We start from the raw sequence: 22,037 nt of genomic DNA, 5'->3' as shown, positions 1-22,037 counted from the left end.
TTCAGGGAACGGGTTGACAAAAATACCCGCCCTTGGCTAGCAACCCTTCTACACGAATCTATATATCATGGAAGCCAGAGATGACAGAGGACTCACGTCCGCCACTGAATTCAGCGACGCTATTGAAATTCTCGTCGATACCCTTGAAAACGCCTCCCAAGAGCGCCCTCTCTCCCGAAACGAACAAGCAGTCATCGACGTCGTTGACACGGTCGGTTTCGTCGAGCAAGAAGGACTTCAAGAATTTTGGAGTAGCCCGATCAATCAAGATCAGGTCATCAAGTCTTTCGACCTGATCGGAGCAGCTCAGATTGTGGACGTCTTCAATTCCAGTCAATGGTGTCGAAGGAAAGCGGTCGAAACCAGCCAGTTCACGGAAGTCGAATCCTCTCACCTCTCGGAAATCGAGGAGGAACTTCACTCCGAACTCTGGGAAGTCCCCGAACTTCTCGAAGCCTTCATCGAAGACGAACTCGAAGAAGAAGAGGCGTAATACCATTCTCCCAGTGGGGCTGTCAGACTTACAAGTTTGACTCTTTTATGCTCGCCGCAGGTCGGTGCGCCCTACCGGACGCACACAAAAAAAGTGCGACCCGCAAGCGAGCCGCACTGATGAAAGCGTTTTTATTGCTTTAAGAAATCAGGCGCTGAGCTCCTTGAGTGGTGGAGCAAAGGTCGTGAGATTAATCCCCTCAACCGCAGCCTTGTATTCTTCGATGGTAGGGATACGGCCAAGGATGGCGGAGAGGACCACAAGTGGCGTGGAACCAAGAAGAGACTCGCCCTTCTTGCGGTCGGAGTCAGCGACCACGCGCCCTTGGAAAAGACGTGTGGATGTTGCCATGACGGTATCACCCTTTGCGGCCTTTTCCTGGTTGCCCATGCAGAGGTTACATCCAGGGCGCTCGAGATACATCATGTTCTCATACTCGGTCCGCGCCTCGTTTTTCGGAGCCTCATCGTCGAACTCGAACCCGGAATACTTCTGGAGAATGTCCCAGTCGCCTTCAGCCTTGAGTTCATCAATGATATTGTACGTTGGAGCGGCCACCACGAGAGGCGCATTAAACTTCACATCCCCCTGCTGCGCTTCGAGATTCTTGAGCATTTGAGCGAGAATCTTCATATCACCCTTATGCACCATGCAGGAACCTACGAAACCAAGGTCGACGGCCTTCTTACCGCCGTAGAAATCGAGATCGCGAATGGTATCGTGCGTATAACGCTTGGAAACATCTTCGTTATGCACATCGGGATCTGCAATCATCGGCTGGTTGATGACATCGAGATCCACAACAAGCTCAGCAGAATACTTGGCATTGGCATCCGGGGCGAGTGGTGGTTTCTCACCGGAGCGGATTTCGGCAATGCGTTTGTTCGCCTTGTCAATCAGCCCCTGCAGCACCTGCTTCTCGTTATCCATCCCCTTATCGATCATGATCTGGATGCGGCTCTTGGCAATTTCCAGCGATTGGATCAGAGTCTCGTCCTGGGAAATACAGATTGAGGCCTTTGCCTTCATCTCAGCCGTCCAATCGGTAAAGGTGAATGCCTGATCGGCGAGGAGAGTTCCGATGTGCACCTCAATGATGCGCCCTTGGAAAACATTCTCACCGAACTGCTCCAGCATCTGCAGCTGCGTCGCATGCACCACATCACGGAAGTCCATGTGATCTTTCATCTCCCCTTTAAAGGAAACCTTCACAGACTCGGGGATCGGCATCGTGGCTTCTCCGGTTGCGAGAGCGAGGGCCACGGTTCCGGAGTCCGCACCAAAGGCAACCCCCTTGGACATCCGGGTGTGGGAATCCCCTCCGATGATGATATCCCAGTCGTCCACGGTAAGATCGTTGAGCACCTTGTGAATCACATCGGTCATCGCGTGATACTCCCCTTTCGGGTCACGGGCGGTGATCAAGCCAAACTTGTGCATGAAGCTCATCAAACGCGGAATGTTCGCCTGGGCTTTTTTATCCCAAACCGAAGCCGTATGACAGCCGGATTGGTAGGCCCCGTCAACGATGGGAGAAATCACGGTGGCCGCCATCGCTTCCAATTCCTGAGAAGTCATCAGACCAGTGGTGTCCTGAGAGCCAACAATGTTGACCTCGACCCGGACGTCTGAGCCTGCGAGGAGATCTTCTTTGCTGGTCACCCCCACAGCATTGCGGTTGAAAATCTTTTCAACGGCCGTGAGCCCCTGGCCCTCATGGGAAATCTCCTTGGGAGAGGCATAGACCTGAGGAGCTTCGATTCCCAGCACCTTGGCGGCAAACGTCTGCAGTTTTTTACCGAAGACGATGGCATAAGAGCCACCGGCCTTCATGAATTCGACCTTCTGCGGTGTGAATGCGGAGGACACGTCCACCAGCTCCTGCTCACCATTATAGAGTTTTTTCTTCTGCGTGTTGATGGTCAGGACCGTTCCGGTTGCCACCGAGTAGGCTTCTTCAAGCACGGGCTCGCCGTCAGCATCCAGCACCACCTTGCCCTCTGCATCCTTCTTTTTCACCCAGTTTTTCAGGTCAATACCGATACCGCCGGTCACACTGACGGTCGTAAGGAAAATAGGAGAAATCCCATTGGTTCCGGCGACGACCGGAGCGATATTAACGAATGGCACGTATGGACTCGCCTGATGGCCGGCCCACAGTGCCACATTGTTGATTCCGGACATCCGGGAGGACCCCACACCCATTGTTCCCTTTTCCGCGATCAGCATCACGCGGGCTTCCGGGTGTTTCGCCTGGAGTGCGGATATTTCCTGCTGTGCTTCAGAAGAAATCAGGCACTTTCCGTGAAGCTCACGGTCAGAACGGGAGTGAGCCTCCCCACCGGGAGAAAGCAAGTCCGTTGAGATATCCCCTTCCCCTGCGATGTAGGTGACCACCTTGATCTCCTCCTGAATTTCAGGGAGCTTGGTGAAGAATTCGGCCTTCGCGTAGCTTTCGAAAATTTCTTTGGCAATCGGGCTGCCGGCTTTGAATGCGGCCTCGAGTCGATCCGTGTCGGCATCATAGAGGAACACTTGGGTTTTAAGCACCTCCACTGCCTGCTGGGCAATCGCAGCATCGTCACCAAGCGCCAAATCGAGGAGAACCTCAATCGATGGCCCACCTTTCATATGTGAGAGCAGCTCAAAGGCAAATGCCGGCGCAATTTCTTCAACCACGGATTCTCCCAGGATGATTTCCTTTAAAAACGCAGCCTTCACTCCAGCAGCGCTTGTGGTGCCGGGTAAGGTATTGTAGATAAGGAAGTTGAGAGACTCTTTGCGGTGAGCATGGTCCACGTCTTTGACCTGGCTGATGATTTCACTCAAAAGCTCTCCACCGTCGATAGGCTTAGGATGCAGTCCCTGGCCTTTACGATCCTCAATTTCTTTTAAATAGTCTGAATACAAGCTCATTATTACGCGGGGGAGTCTCCACTTCGGCCTTAAAATTTCAAGAAGTTTCTGTGTCCTCATTATATGTCCACATGCCCCAACCTCATATGCCACTTGGGAATCGTAGTATCGCTGGCACAGATCGGCGAATCCTCAATCCGCCCCGACCTTCACCCCCCGAGCATTCCGAGCTCAACCAGTAAACCCAAGATCAATAGCCACTCCCTCCATGATAGCAACCGAGCTAGGATCAAGGTCAGAGACAAGTTTCGGCCAGCGACCGAATGCACGCTTGTGAGGAGGCTCAACCGCTTCAGCATAACTAGGAGAGCGTGGCGATTCGAGTTTTATCGTTTTATCACTTCGGGGTAATTTCATCGTGCTTTCCAACCTCTCCAGTACGCGCACAGGAGCATCAACGAGTTCCGCATAATCAACACGTTGGAAGCGACTGGGTTCGAGATGTTCTTGCAACTTCTCGGAAAGAGCATGTTGGCTTCTAACCCAAGAAGCAAAATGAGTAGGATCCTGCCACCAACAGCTCACAGGATTTACGGGCACATCCAAAGTCACTGAACTGAGCCAGAGATCCCTTGGATCGCGTTCACACCAGATCACCTGTAACCCTGGAATCAGCCCGACCAACCACGGTAGTAAACCCGCCTGTGATGGATTTTTGTCTATTAAATAATCACCTGCAGCGAAATCATTTTTCAACGTTTCTCGCTGTGCCTGCCAGTAGGACTCTATGGCCTTGCCCCGTAATCGAACATTTTTATGGGCCAATGTCTCAGGATCCGGAAACTGGCGACCGGGTTGACCCCAGCGATTGATCAACTGCTCAAGGTAGGGATATTCTTCTGAAACCGGTATACCAAACCGCTCAGCCAGAAGACGAGCCAATAGCGTAGTTCCCGCACGGGGAAAACCGACAAGAACAATGAGATTCGGCATATCTGGGGCCGCATCAAGAGCTTGCGGCATCACTGCAGGATCGTTAGACAACGGGAAAAGTTTACGAATTTCTGCAGCCTCAGCTCCTCTCAAAGTCTGAAGGCTCTTAATTTCAGCGCTCAGCGATGCTCCGTCACATTTTCGCAAAGCCAAACGGGCTAATGAACATCGGCAACCAGCCTTCTCATTTTCACCAGCTTTATCAAGACCAGAACGATAATAGCTTTCGGCTTCATCCAGCTTCCCTTCACGCTCAGCGAGTCGACCTGCGAGCCAATCCCACCCCCATCCGGAGCCAACAACCTTCGCCATTTGAGCTTCTTCAAGTGCCATGCGAGCTTCGGAAATCCGACCCAGCCTTTCAGACGTGCGGATCCGGTGATAAAAAGCCTCACTCATCCAATTTGACTCAACTGAATATAGCCTATCCCACACATTCAGAGCCCCTTCATAATCTTGCCACTGGAACAAATCGCGACCAATTCGCACCTCCAGCTCAGGTTTGGCCCCAAGTGCCGCACGAAGGACCTCGTGTTGATGATGAGCCTCGGCCCGTCGACCAGACAAACCAAGCGCATTGGCCAATTGAAGACGCAACTCTGGATCATCAGGCAAGCGCTTGATGAGCTTCACATAACGAGGTATAGCAATATCAAAACGCCCCTGCTGCGCGAGCAACACAGCCTTCTCGATTTGTCGCTGTAGTACTTGGGATGGTTTGACCATGCGTCACCTTATGCCTATAAACCAAAGATGAAAACCCAAAAGACCTCGCAGCAAGCTCAGCCTGCAGCGAGGTCTATGGATTAAAAAATGAACCGACTTAGCGGCGGCGAAGCAAAAGTCCACCGATCAATCCGATAGAAACCAGTGCCGTAGAACTAGGCTCAGGAACCACGGTTAGATCAAGCACAGCCCCATTTCCGCTCTCCTTGGATAGAAACCTAGGACCTGTCGAGGCAAAGGCATCGTTTCCGAGATAGGAGCCACCAGTAGGAGCATCAGGAACAAGAACGATGGTAGCAAAAGAGTTGGTATCACCTTGAAGCCCAGTTAATGCCGCTGCGCTAAAATTGAACGTCATTAACGAATCATTTCCAGCCCAGGCAACATTACCAATGAACTGACCTGGCGTACGCTGCGAATCAACAGCATTTCCGTCTTGGTTCCAGCCGTTTGTTGTTGCCAAGTCCCAGGTAAGGGTGGTCTCACTAAATTGATCCCCCCCAGCCAAGTCGTCGACAAGGTATGCATTAAACCCCAGGGCTTCATTCTGACTCGCCGAGCCTGCCCCAGTATTAACGGTGATGGAAGCTGCAGATACCGCACTCAGATCAATACCACTAGTATCAAAGCCAAGAAACAGCTTGCGGGTATATTGCCAAGCTCCTGGGGGGCCGGGCATCCAAGTCGCAATATGTGTTGCCGTGCCGCCGTTCAGCACCTGGTTATTGTTGCCGTATCCACCTCCATCATTTTGGCCGTTAATGGCACCGTCTTGGGAGACATTGACGGTTGCCGCGCTCAAAGAGCCCGCATACAAACTCATTAAGGGGAGTAATATCGTTTTTTTCATTTTCGTTAATTTTTGTTAGTTTGCGCTTCGTCAAATATTGCAGGTGCAGCTGAATACCTGATTTCAGAGTAGTCTCTACTATGAGCAAACAAACACAAAGCTCAAGATAATTTTACGGTATATATACAAAACTGTGAAAAAATCTTAAAAATCGCTCTTAATGATCTTCAAACCCGGGCATTCGTCCCGCTCTGCGGGGCCTGAGCAAACAAAAACGCTGCAACCGTTGTAGTTGCAGCGTTTGGTAGCTATTTCTAGCGGGAAAGAGATGGTGCGCAATACTGGATTTGAACCAGTGACCTCTGCCATGTCAAGGCATTGCTCTACCACTGAGCTAATCGCGCACTTTATATTGGGGGATTTCAAGTGTCCTTGCGGCCTGAGGCTTGCTTGGACGGGCGGAAACTAGGCAGAGCCCTGCTTCTGCGCAAGCATTTTTTTCATTGATTTTTCCGATCTCGGACAAAAATCATTTTTTTACCTCCGGGCTGTTACCAAATGGATCGTAATAGCCGATTCCACGGGCTTTCAGCTCAGGAAGCTGAGGTTGCAAACGCTTTTCAAACCCAGCGAAGTCTTTGCTTTCTTTCGGTGTCCAAGCAGCCTCGGCCAGTGCCAGCAATCGGGGGAAGGTCATAAAATCGCGCCTTTCCTGGGTGATCGTCGTTTCCGTCCACAAACAAGCCTGGATCCCCAGGATCGTTCCCTTTGGCTCCACCGGTAGTTTCAGGGCATCAGGAAAACCATAGGTATCGGACAGAGGATTAAAGCCCCCCCAGCGGCGGCCCGACTTATGGGAGGCGTGCTGAACGAAGTCGAAGTAACATGGCCGACGCGGGCAGAGCACGACGTCGTAACCCGTATTCAGGGCGTGGCTCAGCTCCTTGGGTTTGTTGTGCCGCCACCAGAAGACGACCGATTGTTTCGGGTCCATCCCGGTCCGGGCGATTTCATCCCAGCCTCCGGTTTTGAATCCCAGCCCGTTGATCACCTTGGCAAAACGCAGGTTGAAGCGGGTCTCGATATCCTTCAGTTTAAGCCCCTCCTCTTTCATCAGCTTCTTGACTCCTGCGAGTTCCGGCCATTGGTCCCAACCGAAATGCACCTCATCACCACCGAAGTGAATCACCCCGGCGTCGGGAAAGAGCCCGGCCACTTCCTTGAGAATGTCGTTTAAAAAGGCATCGGTCGCCGGATCCACGGGGTTGAAGGTAAAATCCGGATGTTTTTTCGATCCCCCACCGCTAAACTCAGGGTATGCGCGGCATGCGGCCGAAGCATGGCCCGGCATATCGATTTCCGGGATCACGTTGATATGGCGTGCCTTGGCATAGGCAACGATGTCCCGGATCTGATCCTGGGTGTAATAAGCCGCCGGAGCCTTCGGGTCCGTTTGGTTTCCAATCCCGCCCACGCTGGTCAGTTTTGGGTATTTCTTAATCTCGATCCGCCAGCCAGGGGAATCGGTCAGATGCCAATGAAAACGATTCATTTTGTAATATGCCATCGTATCAAGCAGGCACTTCACCGCATCTTCGCCGGAAAAATGCCGTGATTCGTCGAGCATGAACCCGCGCCAAGCAAAGCGAGGGGCGTCATCGATTTCGGCGCAGGGCACACTGATTTGCCCTTTGTTTTTCTCCCCGGCGCGCAAGATCTGCAGCAAGGATTGCAGCCCGTAAAAATGCCCACTTCGAGAATCCGCGTAAATATTGACCACCTTGGGTAACACGCGCATGTGATAGGCTCCATCAGGCATGGTCTGCCCTTTCGCCTGACTTCCGCGCATTTCACCGCTCAAGAACTGAATCGCACAGGCCGCATCAGCAGGCGCCATCCGCAGTTTCAAACCCGTCGCCTCGTTGAGTGACTTTAAGTAGCTGGGTAGCTCGGCCTGTGGGGCGTAGACAAAAGCTCCAGCCTGAATCGAACAAGCCCCCGGCTTTTCCTGGTAGCTGACAGGTTGGGGAATAATCGGATTAGCGGCGGAAAGCACGCCGACCGATAACAAGGAAGCACAAACTAGCAATCGCATGGTCATGCGCGATATCCCACCACAAGCCCGCGGGTCGTTCAACCGATTCCCTAGACGGATCACATGCTTTGTCCAATTACGGACAGGAAGCGCAGGTATGGCAGCCCTCCCCACCAAAAGAGCCAAGTCTTTGGCGAATGGGCACCTCTAATGGCGGACGGGAACGTCTTGTTCAGAAAAGAGTTCCTTGGCTTCCCCCACGGTGTGCTCACCAAAGTGGAAAATACTGGCGGCCAGCACGGCATCAGCTTTGCCATCCTTGAGCACGTCGACCATGTGCTGAAGGTTGCCGGCTCCACCGGAAGCAATCACCGGGATGCCAACCGCTTCACTCACCGCACGGGTCAGTTCGATATCGTATCCGGCTTTGGTGCCATCGGCATCCATACTGGTCAGCAGGATTTCACCGGCGCCGCGTTCGTAAACCTCCTTGGCCCACTCGATCGCATCCAAGCCAACCGGCTTTCTACCGCCATGAGTGTAAACGCCCCACTTCCCTGGACCTTCCCGTTTGGCGTCGATCGCCACCACGATGCACTGGCTACCAAAGGCCGTGGAGCCTTCATTGATCAACTCCGGGCGGGTTACCGCAGCGGTGTTAATCCCGACCTTGTCAGCACCGGCCAGCAACATTTCACGCATGTCCTCGACGCTACGGATACCACCGCCAACGGTCAGTGGGATAAAGCATTTTTCGGCCGTTCTGCGAACCACGTCCACCATGGTCTTCCGCTCATCTGACGAAGCTGTGATATCGAGAAACACGAGCTCGTCAGCCTCTTGCTCATTATAGGCCACGGCACATTCAACCGGGTCGCCGGCATCGCGAAGGTCCACAAAATTGGTTCCTTTGACAACGCGACCGTCGGTCACGTCCAGGCATGGGATAATACGTTTGGCGAGCATGGTGAAGATGTTCTATTTCAGGTGTTTGTTGCAGGGCATGGCATGTGGACGTTTTCCCGGTGATCACTTGATCCCCCAGGCTCCAAGACGCCGGCTACGCGCATCCGCTTCGATGGTTGCGAGTCGCTTTTTCTGTTGTTGGGTCGAGGTCCCGTCAGGCATCACAGCCGGCTTGGTATGAATCCGAGCGAACCCGCGGGCCACCAGAACCTCGTGCAAATAGCATTCACGCCCGTCGATGGTGACCAGCACAAAGGCATACTTGCGGGGCGAGCCATAGACGCTCTCCCAACGTGTGGCAACGCGGAATTTCCCTGCACGCAAAAGATTCAATACAAACTCCTTGGCCTCAGCCCCGATCCGGGTGCATTGCTTTTGGTCGAGCCCACCAAAATAATCACCCTGCTGGGCAATCCTCCGGTGGTTATTTTCTCCATTCCGGTAGGTTTTCGCCCGACTTTCCGGGGTGTCCACGTAATACAAGCGAAACTCAGTCTCCCCGGTCTCATGTTTCACCCAAAAGCTGTCGCCGTCGTTATGCCGATGATCCACCAGCGTGGCGGCAGATAAAAGGTCGTATGGCGAACCGGCATCAATGACAACAGGTGAAAGCTCCGAGCTTCCTTCCCCGCTACTTGGAGGAACTCGCTCCAAATAAATATAACAAGCAATGGCGACCAAGGCACAAATGGCCAGCCCCTTCATCCTTCCCGGTTTACGTTCCGAAGCCATGGTATCATTAAAGTCCGCGAAATCCTTTATACGGCTTGTAGGTGCCGATGGGAACCTTGTGTTTACGCCAATCACGCTTCAAACGTCGGTGGGCTTTGATAAAAGCCGTGGGGTCGGCCCAATGAGTCAAGGTTCGGGGCACGCTGTCACGTTGCATGCCAATGTGCAGATTATGCCGCATCTCAAAATGCAAGTGGGCAGGATACATACCCGCATTTCCACCGAGGGTCCCAATTTTCTGCCCACGTTTAACCAACTCACCCGTCTTGACCGACATCGAACGGAGATGCGCATACTGGGAATCGATAAATTTCACCTTCCCGGATTGGGTGTCACGATACGCATGACGCAGCAAAACAACGCGCCCCCAGCCGCCTTTGAGCTGATAGGCAAACATCACCACGCCGTCGGCAATTGAATAAATCGGATCGCCAAGATCCGTATCCCCACCACCCCGGCCATTCCAGTCTTCTCCGTAATGCACAGGTGGCCTCAAGCGCAGCCCCCGGGCTTTGTAATACCCTGCGGCATCCGGTTTACCGACAGGATAATCAAAACCATCCGCCAGCTTGATCCTCACCTCCCCCCTTGCTCCGGAAAGGAGAAACAGCAGGCAACTGAACAGTTGGAGGATTCGAGGCATCCGAAAGGTAAAAATCAAACTGCACTGATGGCAGAGAAATACACAACCCCAGCGATACCGGCGGCAAAACAATACCAGGAAAACAATTCCAATCGACCACGTCGAACGGCCGCCAGAACCAAGTAGATAGCGAGCAAACCGACCACCGCCGCAGCGATGGCTCCAGATAGGTAAGCAGGACTAAAACACGAAAGGAATGCCTGCACGACCGCATTGACGCCTTCAACCCCCTGATCTTGATACTCTTCCGCCCGCTCTTTGACCGCCACGACCATGCCGCCTGCAATGGCGGGAATCGACATCAAAAAGGAAAACTCCGCAGCCTTTGCCGGATTCACACCAGCAACCATACCTGAAGCAATGGTTGAACCCGAACGGGAAATACCTGGTAAAATAGCAAGCGCCTGTCCCACGCCCATCACCAGAGCGGAGCGACAGCCCACGGTTTCCACCGTGTGTTTATTCTTGAGTAAGCGAGGGATATACAAAACCAGACCGGTCACAATCAGGAGCCCGGAAACCAGCACCGGATAATTGTATGCCGCCTTGAACCAGTCACCGGCACCCTTGTAGGCAATCACCGCAGGAAGCGTCGCCACCCCCAACCAAAGGATCATCATCCGCTCTTCCCGCATCTCCTTGACGAACAATGAACACGTCAGATCCCAAAGCCGTTTGCGAAAATAAATCAGCACCGAAACCAGCGTTCCCAAATGCAACACCACCTCAAACGCAATATCCTCCTGTGGAGCCGCCCCCACCTCGCGAATCCCCAGGATAAACTGGGTCAACACGATATGCCCCGAAGAAGAAATCGGTAAAAACTCAGCCAAGCCCTGCACGATCCCAACAACGATTGCTTTCCAAATTTCCATAATAAACAATACCCAGCTTGCGGGCTCGCCCGGAAACTAGGGGAAGCGTCAGCTCACGGCAAGCGGATTCAGCCAGAAGGCAGAAGGTCGAAAACCAATGCCCACAATCGACCACTCAACTCTCCAGCAGGATGCTTGCCCTATGGCGGGTTTTTGATCAAGATAGGTGCGTGGCAGCTACCGACGACCTTACATCCCAACCCTCCCCCACCCTCAACCGTTGGTCGGACAACCTCATGTTCTGGCGTAGAAGTGCCCCTGAGGGAATCAAACACGCCGCCGGGCTCGTTGATATCTTTGCCGCCTTTGTTTCCATCGATAACCGGGTGGACCGGGCCGAGGCCGAGGTCGCTCTGGACCTGCTGCGCCATGCCTTCCCGGAAGCCAACCACGCCTGGCTATCCCGCCGCCTGCACCGGGCACTCACCAATCCAAAACGCCCGGAACGGATTGCCTCCAAGCTGAAAAATGAACTCAGCCCGGACGATCATGTAGCGCTCGGGCTCCAGCTCTACCTTCTGGTCACGGCATCAGGCTCGTCTTACCTCGGTCAGGAAGCATTCACCAAAGTGATGAACAGCCTGGGGGCCGAGGAAACTGGCCAGATCATTCTCGAGGAAATGAAAGGCCTCTACTACGACGGCCCGCTTCCGTTCGACAAGGTGATCTTTTCCTGCCTCGACTACGCCGACGTTCTGCTTCCGGCCACCGGGGACCGCTCCGCCTTCCGCGCCTATCAATCAAACGATATCATCATCATCCGCAACACCGGTAAGGAGCCCATATGGGTCAGTGGCAGTTCGCTGGCCACCGGTCAGTGCCTGCGCTTGCGCCAACACCAAAACATTCGCCTACCCGAATGGACCCTGACCACCGAGGATATCGGCCAGTTCCTCAACGCAGCCCGAACGGGACACCGCCAAACGATCTTTCTCAACGAGCAAAATGGCCAACTCAGCGCCAACCAATCACGCTCACGCAGCAGCTCGGTCCGACTGGATTTCGGCCTCAATGTCCACGTCGAGGCACTGCGCGAAACCTCGATGCGGCTCCCGGACCAATCCCCACTGAAACCCGGGATCACCCACATCCTCTCCATTCAGGACCACCTCCTGCTCGAGGATGGCACGGAAATCAACCTCGACTCCCTGCGAAAACAATCGCTGGAAACCGGAGGTCGCTTTCAAATGGTTGCCGGCCGCAGAGAGTGCCTTGTCTCAAACGACCCGTCGATGCTCAAAAAAGAAGGCGACATCTTGCTCTCCGCCGGACTGGCCCAACGAACGGTTCTGAAAATCAAGTTCAACCCTCAGAGCGCGGAAGGCCACGTGGAAGTCATCGAAGCCGATCACGCCATCACCATCAATGGCCGCCCCGTACGCAGCGGAGATAAACTCGTCGATGGCTCGCTGATCCGCCTCAGCGCTAACCAGGCCGTCCGCTGCCGTTTCAGTGAAGGCTTACTCGATGAGGAACGCACCGTGATCCGGGAGCTTAATGTCGAAGGGCTAAACCACCGCTTTGGCCTGGATAAAACGGTGCTCGACAACGTCGAATTCTCAGTCAAACGCGGAGAAATGCTCTGCATCATGGGCCCCAGCGGCAGCGGTAAAAGCACCCTACTCTCCGCCTTGGCCGGCCATCTGCACCCGACCCGTGGGCACGTCCGGCTCAATGGCGTTTCGCTTTACAAACATCGCGCACGCCTGGCTCCATTCATCGCAAGCATGCCCCAGGAAGAGGCACTCAACCCCCAACTAACCGTCAGAGAACACCTCGCCCACGCCGCAACGATTCGCCGCCCCCACCTCGGCCACAGCGAACACACAAAACGCGTGGATGCCATTCTGGCAGAGCTTGACCTGCAACAACTGGCACAGCGGAAAGTTGGGGCCCCCGGAGAAAAAACCATCAGTGGCGGCGAACGCGGCCGACTGAACCTCGGGCTCGACCTCAGCAGTGCTGCGGAAATCTTCCTTTTTGATGAACCGATCTCGGGACTCTCCTCCAAGGACTCCGAACACGTTGCCGAGACCTTGCATGCTCTCTCCCGGGATAAAATTGTTATTGCCTCGCTGCACCGACCCGGAGCCAGAGTGCTCAGACTCTTTGACAAGGTGCTGATGCTCGACCAAGGAGGCAAAGTTGCGTTTTTCGGCCCGCCGAAGACCATGATTTCCTACTTCCAGGACGCCTGCGAAGAATTTCAAATTCACCTTCCCAAACAAATCGACACCCAACAGGAAGGGGCCGACTTTGTCTTTGATGTGCTCGAAACTCCACTTCACGGACTCACCGGCCGTGAAGGTGGTGGAGCCAGAAGGTTCCCGTCCTCTTTTTGGCAAGACCGATTCGAAGGGAGCCAACTGGTGGAGGATGTCGCCCGAGGGGAAATCCCCAGCCAGAGCCATCTCGGAGAACTACCGGTCAGCGATGACCAAATGGCCGTGCCGTCACGGTCCAGCAAACAACGCTGGATCGAATGGTTTCGTCTGTTCCGGACCCACCTTCTCCGCTCCCTGCTCTCCAAATTCCGCAACCGGGGCACCATCTACAGTATCCTTCTCGAAGCCCCGCTGCTCGCACTCCTCATCGGTATCACTCTGCGTTCCTCGCCCGAAGGCCAATACGATTTCCATACCAGTCTACACCTCCCGGTTTATCTCTTCCTATCAGCAACCATTGCGATGTTTCTTGGCCTCACGAATAGCGCCACGGAAATCCTCAGGGACTCCCCCGTCATGCGCCGGGAGCGCAACTGTCGGTCCGGTGTAGCCCTTTACGTCGGGGCAAAATTCCTAGCGCTCTCGATTCTGGCAGCCATCCAATGTGGCATCTACATCTGGATCGGTGATCGCATGCTCGAAATTCACAATATGTTTTTTATCCACTGGGGGTGGATGACACTGACCGCCATCTGCGGAACGGCCATGGCGCTGGTGGTTTCATCCCTGGTCACCTCGGAACGAGCCGCACTCAGCGCGGTCCCTCTGCTCCTGGTCCCTCAACTTTTGTTAGCCGGTGCGCTCGTCTCTTTCGAAGAAATGAACCGCGGGTTGTTTCAAGGGGGAGACAAAGGCCGCAGCGCCGGAGTGGAGCCCTTCCCGGCACGCTTTATGCCACTACGCTACGCCTACGAGGGGATCATGGTTAGCCAAGCCACAGAAAACACCTTCGAAGAATACAGACGTAAAATTCAGGCTGACATCGACCCCCTAAAGGAAAGAAATGACCTCAGACTGGCAGGCGACATGGAACAAGGGCTCAGCGCCAAGGAAAGCGCCCGACTCGAAACCTTGAAATCCGCCCTCACCCGCCTCATGGCATCTGCCGCCATCGATGCAGACGTTGCCGAAGATCTCTGCTGGCAAATCACCCATGCAGGAAGAAAAAAAGACCTGAAAGCGGTTGAAGCCATCCCTCCCTACCCGTCAGATGAAAGCATCCCGGTCAAACCGAGCAGCCACTATTTTGTGAACTCACGAACCGACCTTCTGGTAGGTAAAGCCGAGCTCGAACGAGTGGATATCCACCAGAAAACGAAGCGTAGCCTCTTCCTGGCCGAGTGGAAATACTGGCTGGGGATGACCACCAAAACCACCCACGCCTGCCAATGGGTGCTCGGTGCCAGCATCGCCATCTGCCTGATGACCACCATCCTCATCCTACAACGAAGAAATCGGAAAAACAATTAACCGAGCCAAGCAGGTGAAACCAACACGCTTCCATCACAGCCGGGTCTGCAGCCTCCGACTCATCCTGTCGATCATCATGATGTCCACCACCCTGACCAGCCACGCCCAGACCGCAGCGGCACGGAAGATTCCGCCAAGCACCCTCACCCGTGGTGAATACGCCAATGGCCGGCTGAGGGAGCAAGATGCCATTCGTCGGGCCACCCCCATCCTCAAGCAAAGGCTAGCATCGAAAAAGCTGGCATTAGGGGCCCCGGTATTCATCCGGATCTTCAAGGAAAGCCGGAAACTTGAAGTCTGGCTACAGGATCCCACTGAGAAGAAATTCAAACACTTCAAAACTTGGAAGATCGCTGCCATGTCCGGCCAACTTGGCCCCAAAACCAAAGAAGGTGACCGCCAGGCACCCGAGGGATTTTATTTTGTCCCCCGCTCCCGGATGAAACCGGACAGCCGATTTCATCTGGCATTCAATCTGGGCTACCCGAACCCATACGACCGCGTCCACCGCCGGACCGGCAACTTTCTCATGGTCCACGGTAACCGGGTATCCCTCGGCTGTTTTGCCATGACCGACCCGGGGATCGAAGAAATCTACACGCTCTGCGCCAGCGCCCTACGAAACGGGCAGCCCTTTTTCCGAGTGCATAGCTTTCCCTTCCGGATGACTCCGGAACGCATGGAACAAGCAAAGGCATCCCCCCACTTCGCATTTTGGGAAAACCTCAAACAAGGGTACGACTGGTTCGAAACCCACGGCACGCCTCCGGACGTCCAGGTTCGAAACAACGTCTACCAATTCTCAGCTGCCTCTGAGTGATGAGCGGTCCCCCGCGAACTAACCGACATCCATGACCAGCACCTTTTCCCACCAGTCTTTGAAGGCATCGACAAACACATCGTGATCTGGATGCTCTTGATAGGTATCGTGATTTGCGATCGAATCGAACTCCATCGATAAGGCATAATCAAAGCTCTTATCCGTAACCGGGCGCTCGGGGGTTTCCGCAGGGCTTCCCCACATTCCACCAGCCACCTCATCGATGCCAAACAAATCAGCCAGGCCTTTTTCAAACACAACCCGGTCCGCTTCGTTCTTACGCTCTTCTTTCAACCAAAAGTATACATGATGCTCCATGCCTGCAAGATCATGAATCCCCACCGGCTTGCCAAGAACATTTCTATGGAAAAATCGTCACTCTCCCAACGTATTCCGAGCCAGCAAACACACTTATCCCACTTATGAAAAAATCAAAACGCTCCAGCATCAAGCTCATCAGCGCCCTTGTCTGCATCATTCCATTCAGTGTCATGGCAGCCAAACAGGAAAAACCCAACATCGTGGTCTTCCTTATCGACGACCTTGGCTGGGCGGATCTCGGCTGCTACGGCTCCACCTTCCACGAAACCCCACGACTCGACAAACTTGCCCAGTCCGGTGTGCGCTATACCCGCTCCTACTCAGCCAACCCCGTTTGTTCCCCCACCCGAGCGGCCTTAATGACCGGCAAAGCCCCACAGCGGCTTGGGATCACCCAGTGGATCCACCAACCATCGGACCTCCACTTACCTGCGGAAGAAACCACCCTGGGAGAAGCCTTCCAGACCGCCGGATACGCCACCGGCTACATCGGCAAATGGCACCTCGGTGAAAAAGACGACCAACTACCGAGCTCAAACGGATTCAACTACATGCAGTGTGTCAACCGCGCCGGCCAACCCGCCAGCTACTTCTTCCCCTATAAACGTAAAAACAAACGTGGCAACTACTGGGATGTTCCGGATTTGGAAAAGGGCAAGGAGGGTGACTACCTGACCGACGCCACCACCGACAAAGCCTTGGAATTCATCGAAGCCAACAAAGACAAACCATTCCTCCTCTATTTTGCCCACTACACAGTGCACACCCCGATCCAAGCACCGGCCAAACTCGTCGAAAAATATAAAAACAAACGAGAAAAACTCTACGGCGAAAGCAAAACCGAACGCCTCAAAGACCGCTACAACACAGTATCGCGGGGACGACAAGACAACCCGGCCTACGCTGCCATGGTCGAAAGCCTCGACACCAACGTGGGCCGCGTCATCGACACCCTCGAATCCCTCAAGCTGACGGATAACACGATCATCGTTTTCACTTCTGACAACGGAGGTCACTGCCACCTCAAAGGATCACCAGGAGCAACCAGCAACCTGCCACTTCGATCCGGCAAAGGCTGGACCTACGAAGGCGGAACACGCATCCCCACCATCATTTCCTGGCCAGGGAACATCCAAGCCGCAAGCTCCGACACCCCGACGATTTCCATGGACCTCTACCCCACCCTACTGGACCTCGCCGGCCTCCCACTCAAACCCAAACAGCACCTCGACGGACAGTCGATGAAGTCCGACCTGCTCGGGAAAACCGCCCCCTCACTCAGCAAGCGAGCACTCTACTGGACCTACCCACACAAGCACGGGTCAGGCCATAAACCATCCCACGCCATCCAGAAAAACAACTGGAAGTTGATCCACTTCGACGCAGACAACACCAACGAGCTCTATAAGATCGACCAGGATCTCGGTGAGAAAAACGACGTCTCCGGCAAAAACCCGGAAAAAGTGAAGGCCCTGCTCAAGGAGCTCAATACCTGGATCAAATCCACCACCCCGTAAGCAATCACCACCTGTCACTCCATCATGAAACGAACACTTCTCACACTCGCTGCGGCCAGCCTCTGCGCACTAACAGCAAACGCGGCAAGCAAACCCAACATCATTTTCATTCTCGCTGATGATATGGGGGTCGGCGATGTCTCCCACACCACAGGCAAAGCGGCCACCCCCCACCTCGATCGCCTCGCAACCGAAGGCATGCGCTTCACCGATGCCCACACCTCGTCCTCGGTTTGCTCCCCCACGCGTTACGGCATTCTCACCGGGCGCTACAACTGGCGTTCCTGGTTGAAGTCAGCCGTCATCTGGTCACCAGACAAGCGAGGACCGATGATCCAACAAGACCGCCCAACGGTCGCATCGTTTCTCAAACAGCACGGGTACCACACCGCTTTGGTTGGCAAATGGCACCTCGGACTTCAATGGCATTACCTCGAGAAAGCACGCAAACCTGAACATTCGGGCAAACATAAAAAGGCAGGCCAAGGCTGGGACATCGACTACAGCAAAAAAGTTGAGGGAGGCCCGACCGCCCTCGGTTTTGATCAGTCTTTTTTCATCGCCGGCTCACTGGACATGGCACCTTATGTCTATCTCAAAGACGATAAAGCGCTTTCCATTCCAACCCACGTCAAAGCCTTCAACCGCCCCGGTGCTGGAGCTGCCGATTTTGAAGCCAACCAATGCCTCAAAGACTTCGCACGGGAGTCCGTCAACTACATTCAAGAGCGAGCCAAGGATGCCGACAAACCGTTCTTCCTCTACCTGCCACTGACCAGCCCCCACACCCCCATCGTGCCCTCCGCCGACTGGAAAGGTAAATCACCCATTGGCAAGTACGGTGATTTTGTCATGGAAACCGACTGGGTAGTCGGCGAAGTCCTCAAAGCTCTGGATGAAACAAAAACCGCTGATAACACCCTGATTGTGTTCACCACCGACAACGGTTGTTCCCCAGCCGCGAACATCGGCAATTTAATCAAACAGGGGCACTACCCGAACGGAAAACTACGTGGCCATAAAGCCGACATCTACGAAGGCGGACACAATGTTCCCTTTATCGTCCGCTGGCCAGGAAAAGCCAAAGCCGGCAGCACCAGCCAACGCACGATCTGCACCACGGATTTCTTCGCTACCGCTGCCGACGCCATCAAACAAACAAAGAGCATCCCAGCCACCGCAGCGGAAGATTCCTTTTCTTTCCTTCCTACACTCACCGGCCAGCAACAAACGTCGAGACCCTTCACCATTCACCACTCAATCAATGGGTCCTTTGCCATCCGCCAAGGAAAATGGAAACTCTGCCTCTGCCCGGGATCAGGAGGGTGGTCGGCGCCACGCCCCGGCAAGGCCCGCAAAGATCCAAACGCTCCGGCCGTGCAACTCTTCGATCTTGATGCCGACCCTGCGGAAACCACCAATGTGCAAGACAAACACCCGGAAGTGGTTCAGTCCCTTGCCAAGTCTCTGCGCCAGGCCATCGACCAAGGGAGAACAACTCCCGGAGAACCCCAAAACAACGACACCCCGGTCCCGGCATTCCCCACAAAGGTCATCCAACAACTCCCCGCGCTGAAAAACTAACGATCCGAAACAGGAGCGGCTCAGAGCTTCATCCTTGACTCTAGCTCACTGATTCACGAAGCTACAGAATATGGACGCCAAAAAGATCAAACTCATCGTTTCAGCGGTCGTCGTTCTTCTGCTCGGAGTGATCGTTTTCCAAAACTATCAGGAAGTGACCGTCCAGGTGCTCATGGCTAGCATCACCATGCCCCTGGCGATCCTTCTCTTGCTCACCTTCGCGATCGGCCTGACCCTTGGCTGGCTGTTCAAACTCTTCCGCGCTTCACCCCGCAAATAGAAAAAGCCGCGGTAACAGGCAGGATCGATACCGATCAGGCACGGTGTCATCCTTAAATCCCCAGCCAGGCTTTCCCAAGACTGATCGCAATCGGCATGGTCACCAGACTGACCAAGGTTGTGGAGATCACCACCGTAATCGCAACGTCTGTCCTCCCCCCGTAATGTCGTGACAACACGATGGGGAACATTGCCGAGGGTAGCGCGGCCTGCACGACCAGCACCTGCTGCAGCTCCAGCGACATCGGTAAGTACTTGGCAACACACAAAAACATGGCGGTCAATAATCCGAGCCGAACCACGACTCCGCCCAAGCCCACCTTCCAATCGAACTCCAGCTTACCAAACAGGTCATACATCACCGTTCCGACAAGCAAGAGAGAAATAGGAACGGCGCAAGCTCCGAGCATCGACATCGCCCGACTTATCACATCGGGAACATATCGATCTCCCCCGCTCAAAACCAAGCACAAGCCAACGACCACGGCAATGATCGGGCCTTTGAGAAAAACCTTCGGCGATGGCTTCGGACTACCGGATAGCAGCATCAGGCCGATCGTCCACATCGCAAACTCCACTCCCAGGTTGTGAACAAACAGCACCGCCATGGAGTTGTTACCCGGGAAAAGGTACGCAACCAAAGGAATGGCAATGTAACCGTAATTTTGCAATCCACCTGCAACAGCGAAGGTGCGTCTCCCGCTTCCCTTTTTCAGACCCAAAAGCGGCCCGAAAAACCAACAGAGCAAGGTGGCCGCTAGAATCAGAAAAAAGCCGACCGCCATCGATTCGGCAACCACTCCGACATTGCGCAACACTTCAGCGCCAAGGAGCTTATCAAGAATCAAACAGGGGAAAAACAGATGCACCGCCATATTCATCACCCCCCGATCCATATCGGGGGTTAAGGCGCCAGTCCGCCGCAAAACCGGCCCCACAGCAACGATCAAATACACCGGTAAAGCGGCGCCAAATACCAATAGGCTCTCCTGCATGCCCGACCAAACAAACATATTCATCCACTCATTCACAGTCATCGCTTCGTTTTCTGTGTCCTAATCCACATTGAAGCTCAGGGAACGACCGAGGATACGGCAATCGCTCCAGCCAAGCTATAATGCATAACCTAGAGGCAATCCAACATTTGTGGGAGCACTATATCATGGTCTTTTTCGCAGGCCACTTTGACCGATTTTGATCATCGCGCACAAACAAATCGGCCCAGCATGTTCGCTTCCTTGTCAACACCATGAAAGCACCACTTTACACCATCCCAGTCCTATTCACCGCCCTGTCTGCCACACTGCAAGCAAGCCCACTGGCCGACTGGTTTGCAAAACCCGCCTCCGATCGCGGCCCCATCCCCAAAGCCGCACTCACCAACACCCCTCAATCACCACCGGATATCCTCGCTGCAAAAAAACAGGTGTGGAGCGATTATCAATCCGCCGCAAAAAGCAAGCACTGGGACCAGGCCATCCCCACAAAATCCAAGAGCATGGAGGAGTGGATGGAGGACGGAAAGATCTCACCCCTGACTACAAAAATCGGAGACAAGACCTTTCCTTATGTTGTCCTCACCCGTGGCCAAAAACCAAAAGAAGGCTGGCCGATGTTCTTCTGTCTTCACGGAGGAGGTGCCAACCCCAGAGCCCAGGGACCTCATACGTGGAACGTCAACACCCGCGAATGGCTCGCCCAAATGAAACTCACCACCAAGGTGTGGGACGCTCCCGGCCTCTACATCATCCCCCGCATGGCTGACGACCGCGAAGGCCGCTGGTATTACGGCTACGTCCAGCAGTTCCTCGATCAAACCATCCAACAAGGGGTCTTATTCAACCAGGTCAATCCGGACCGGGTCTACCTTATGGGCATCTCCGAGGGTGGCTACACCGCCTTCCGGCTGGGCTCCATGATGGCCGACCGCTGGGCCGGGTCCTGCGCTATGGCCGCTGCCGAACCCTTGAACAACGCACCACCTGAAAACATGAGGCATGTTGCCTTCCGCTGTGGCATCGGCGAAAAGGATAGCATGTTCGACCGCATCGGACTGGCCCGCACCTATTTCAAACAATTGGAGGCACTCAAACAAACCGCCCCGGAAGATTTCCAATTCTTTTTCGATGAACAAAAAGGCAGAGGCCACGGCATCAATTACCAGCCCGGCCCCAAATGGATCGCTCAATATTCTCGCAATGCCGTTCCCAAGGCATTCAACTGGACCGTCATCAAACAACACGACCGCCACCGCAATCGCATGTATTGGCTTGCCTTGGATGATGATCAAACAAACCTTCCCCTCGTCCTGAGCGCCTCGGCCAAAGATAATAACCGGATCGAAATCACCGCTCACACCAAACGTGACGGAGAGTTGGTTGCAGCAAAAAACCTTAAGCTCAGAGTGTATTTACCACCGTCTCTCATCCAGCTCGATAAAGAAGTCACCATCGCCATCAACGGCAAACAAACCTTCAAAGGGATGGTCCGCCCCAGCATGGAAGCCATCATTCGAAGTACCGCTGAACGGGGCGACCCCAAACAAGTTTTTCCCGCTCAGGTAACGCTTCAACTCTAGACTCCCCCTCATTCTCATTTCCCCCGCCCACATGGGATAGCATGCCGCCGACGCGCATTGACATCCCCTCCCCAGAAAAAAGCCCCCGGTGGAACATCCACCGGGGGCTTGTGTTGTAAATACCTAGCTTAGTG

Annotated in this window: 17 protein-coding genes and 1 tRNA gene; 7 read left to right on the top strand and 11 right to left on the bottom strand. The window is 54.2% G+C overall.

Going from position 1 to position 22,037, the window contains the following annotated elements:
- Positions 1-67: 67 nt before the first annotated feature.
- Positions 68-493: a hypothetical protein gene (locus HW115_RS15490; RefSeq protein ID WP_178933855.1), complete on the top strand. Its 426-nt coding sequence runs from the start codon at positions 68-70 to the stop codon at positions 491-493.
- 147 nt (positions 494-640) lie between these two features.
- On the opposite strand, the gene HW115_RS15485 is transcribed toward HW115_RS15490, so the two are convergent.
- The 9 genes from HW115_RS15485 to HW115_RS15445 form a co-directional block, all read right to left on the bottom strand.
- Positions 641-3,409: a bifunctional aconitate hydratase 2/2-methylisocitrate dehydratase gene (locus HW115_RS15485; protein WP_178933854.1), complete on the bottom strand. Its 2,769-nt coding sequence runs from the start codon at positions 3,407-3,409 to the stop codon at positions 641-643.
- Between the two features lie 171 nt (positions 3,410-3,580).
- Positions 3,581-5,068, bottom strand: a complete 1,488-nt coding sequence (locus tag HW115_RS15480; protein WP_178933853.1) for a tetratricopeptide repeat-containing sulfotransferase family protein — start codon at positions 5,066-5,068, stop codon at positions 3,581-3,583.
- 97 nt (positions 5,069-5,165) lie between these two features.
- Complete coding sequence (locus HW115_RS15475; protein ID WP_178933852.1) at positions 5,166-5,918, bottom strand: PEP-CTERM sorting domain-containing protein; 753 nt, start codon at positions 5,916-5,918, stop codon at positions 5,166-5,168.
- Positions 5,919-6,187: 269 nt separating this feature from the next.
- A tRNA-Val gene (locus tag HW115_RS15470) sits at positions 6,188-6,262 on the bottom strand.
- 125 nt (positions 6,263-6,387) lie between these two features.
- Complete coding sequence (locus HW115_RS15465; RefSeq protein ID WP_178933851.1) at positions 6,388-7,953, bottom strand: beta-N-acetylhexosaminidase; 1,566 nt, start codon at positions 7,951-7,953, stop codon at positions 6,388-6,390.
- A 147-nt stretch (positions 7,954-8,100) separates the two neighbouring features.
- Complete coding sequence (hisF, locus tag HW115_RS15460) at positions 8,101-8,859, bottom strand: imidazole glycerol phosphate synthase subunit HisF (protein WP_178933850.1); 759 nt, start codon at positions 8,857-8,859, stop codon at positions 8,101-8,103.
- Between the two features lie 63 nt (positions 8,860-8,922).
- Positions 8,923-9,591 (bottom strand): thermonuclease family protein, encoded by a 669-nt coding sequence (locus HW115_RS15455; protein WP_178933849.1) that lies wholly within the window; start codon positions 9,589-9,591, stop codon positions 8,923-8,925.
- A gap of 7 nt (positions 9,592-9,598) precedes the next feature.
- Positions 9,599-10,234 carry a murein hydrolase activator EnvC family protein gene (locus HW115_RS15450; protein WP_178933848.1) on the bottom strand — a complete coding sequence of 212 codons (636 nt, stop codon included), beginning with the start codon at positions 10,232-10,234 and terminating at the stop codon, positions 9,599-9,601.
- 14 nt (positions 10,235-10,248) lie between these two features.
- Complete coding sequence (locus tag HW115_RS15445) at positions 10,249-11,109, bottom strand: undecaprenyl-diphosphate phosphatase (protein WP_178933847.1); 861 nt, start codon at positions 11,107-11,109, stop codon at positions 10,249-10,251.
- A gap of 170 nt (positions 11,110-11,279) precedes the next feature.
- Between HW115_RS15445 and HW115_RS15440 the strand changes: the two genes are divergently transcribed.
- On the top strand, positions 11,280-14,804 hold the full coding sequence (locus HW115_RS15440) for an ATP-binding cassette domain-containing protein (RefSeq protein WP_178933846.1): 3,525 nt from the start codon (positions 11,280-11,282) through the stop codon (positions 14,802-14,804).
- 13 nt (positions 14,805-14,817) lie between these two features.
- Complete coding sequence (locus tag HW115_RS15435) at positions 14,818-15,624, top strand: L,D-transpeptidase family protein (RefSeq protein ID WP_319609371.1); 807 nt, start codon at positions 14,818-14,820, stop codon at positions 15,622-15,624.
- 18 nt (positions 15,625-15,642) lie between these two features.
- Here HW115_RS15435 and HW115_RS15430 read toward each other — a convergent pair whose 3' ends face one another.
- Positions 15,643-15,942 (bottom strand): Dabb family protein, encoded by a 300-nt coding sequence (locus HW115_RS15430; protein ID WP_178933845.1) that lies wholly within the window; start codon positions 15,940-15,942, stop codon positions 15,643-15,645.
- A 104-nt stretch (positions 15,943-16,046) separates the two neighbouring features.
- On the opposite strand from HW115_RS15430, the gene HW115_RS15425 reads away from it, so the two are divergent.
- The 3 genes from HW115_RS15425 (at position 16,047) to HW115_RS15415 (ending at position 19,326) form a co-directional block, all read left to right on the top strand.
- Positions 16,047-17,462: a sulfatase gene (locus HW115_RS15425; RefSeq protein ID WP_178933844.1), complete on the top strand. Its 1,416-nt coding sequence runs from the start codon at positions 16,047-16,049 to the stop codon at positions 17,460-17,462.
- A 24-nt stretch (positions 17,463-17,486) separates the two neighbouring features.
- Positions 17,487-19,046, top strand: a complete 1,560-nt coding sequence (locus tag HW115_RS15420; RefSeq protein WP_178933843.1) for a sulfatase family protein — start codon at positions 17,487-17,489, stop codon at positions 19,044-19,046.
- A gap of 70 nt (positions 19,047-19,116) precedes the next feature.
- Complete coding sequence (locus tag HW115_RS15415; protein WP_178933842.1) at positions 19,117-19,326, top strand: LapA family protein; 210 nt, start codon at positions 19,117-19,119, stop codon at positions 19,324-19,326.
- A gap of 52 nt (positions 19,327-19,378) precedes the next feature.
- Here HW115_RS15415 and HW115_RS15410 read toward each other — a convergent pair whose 3' ends face one another.
- Positions 19,379-20,344, bottom strand: coding sequence for an AEC family transporter (locus tag HW115_RS15410; RefSeq protein WP_178933841.1), 966 nt, complete (start codon positions 20,342-20,344; stop codon positions 19,379-19,381).
- Between the two features lie 230 nt (positions 20,345-20,574).
- On the opposite strand from HW115_RS15410, the gene HW115_RS15405 reads away from it, so the two are divergent.
- Complete coding sequence (locus tag HW115_RS15405; protein WP_178933840.1) at positions 20,575-21,903, top strand: alpha/beta hydrolase family protein; 1,329 nt, start codon at positions 20,575-20,577, stop codon at positions 21,901-21,903.
- Positions 21,904-22,037: the final 134 nt, after the last annotated feature.

The sequence above is a fragment of the Oceaniferula marina genome (assembly GCF_013391475.1).
Taxonomy (GTDB): domain Bacteria; phylum Verrucomicrobiota; class Verrucomicrobiia; order Verrucomicrobiales; family Akkermansiaceae; genus Oceaniferula; species Oceaniferula marina.
This window is presented reverse-complemented; position numbering and strand designations above follow the sequence as displayed.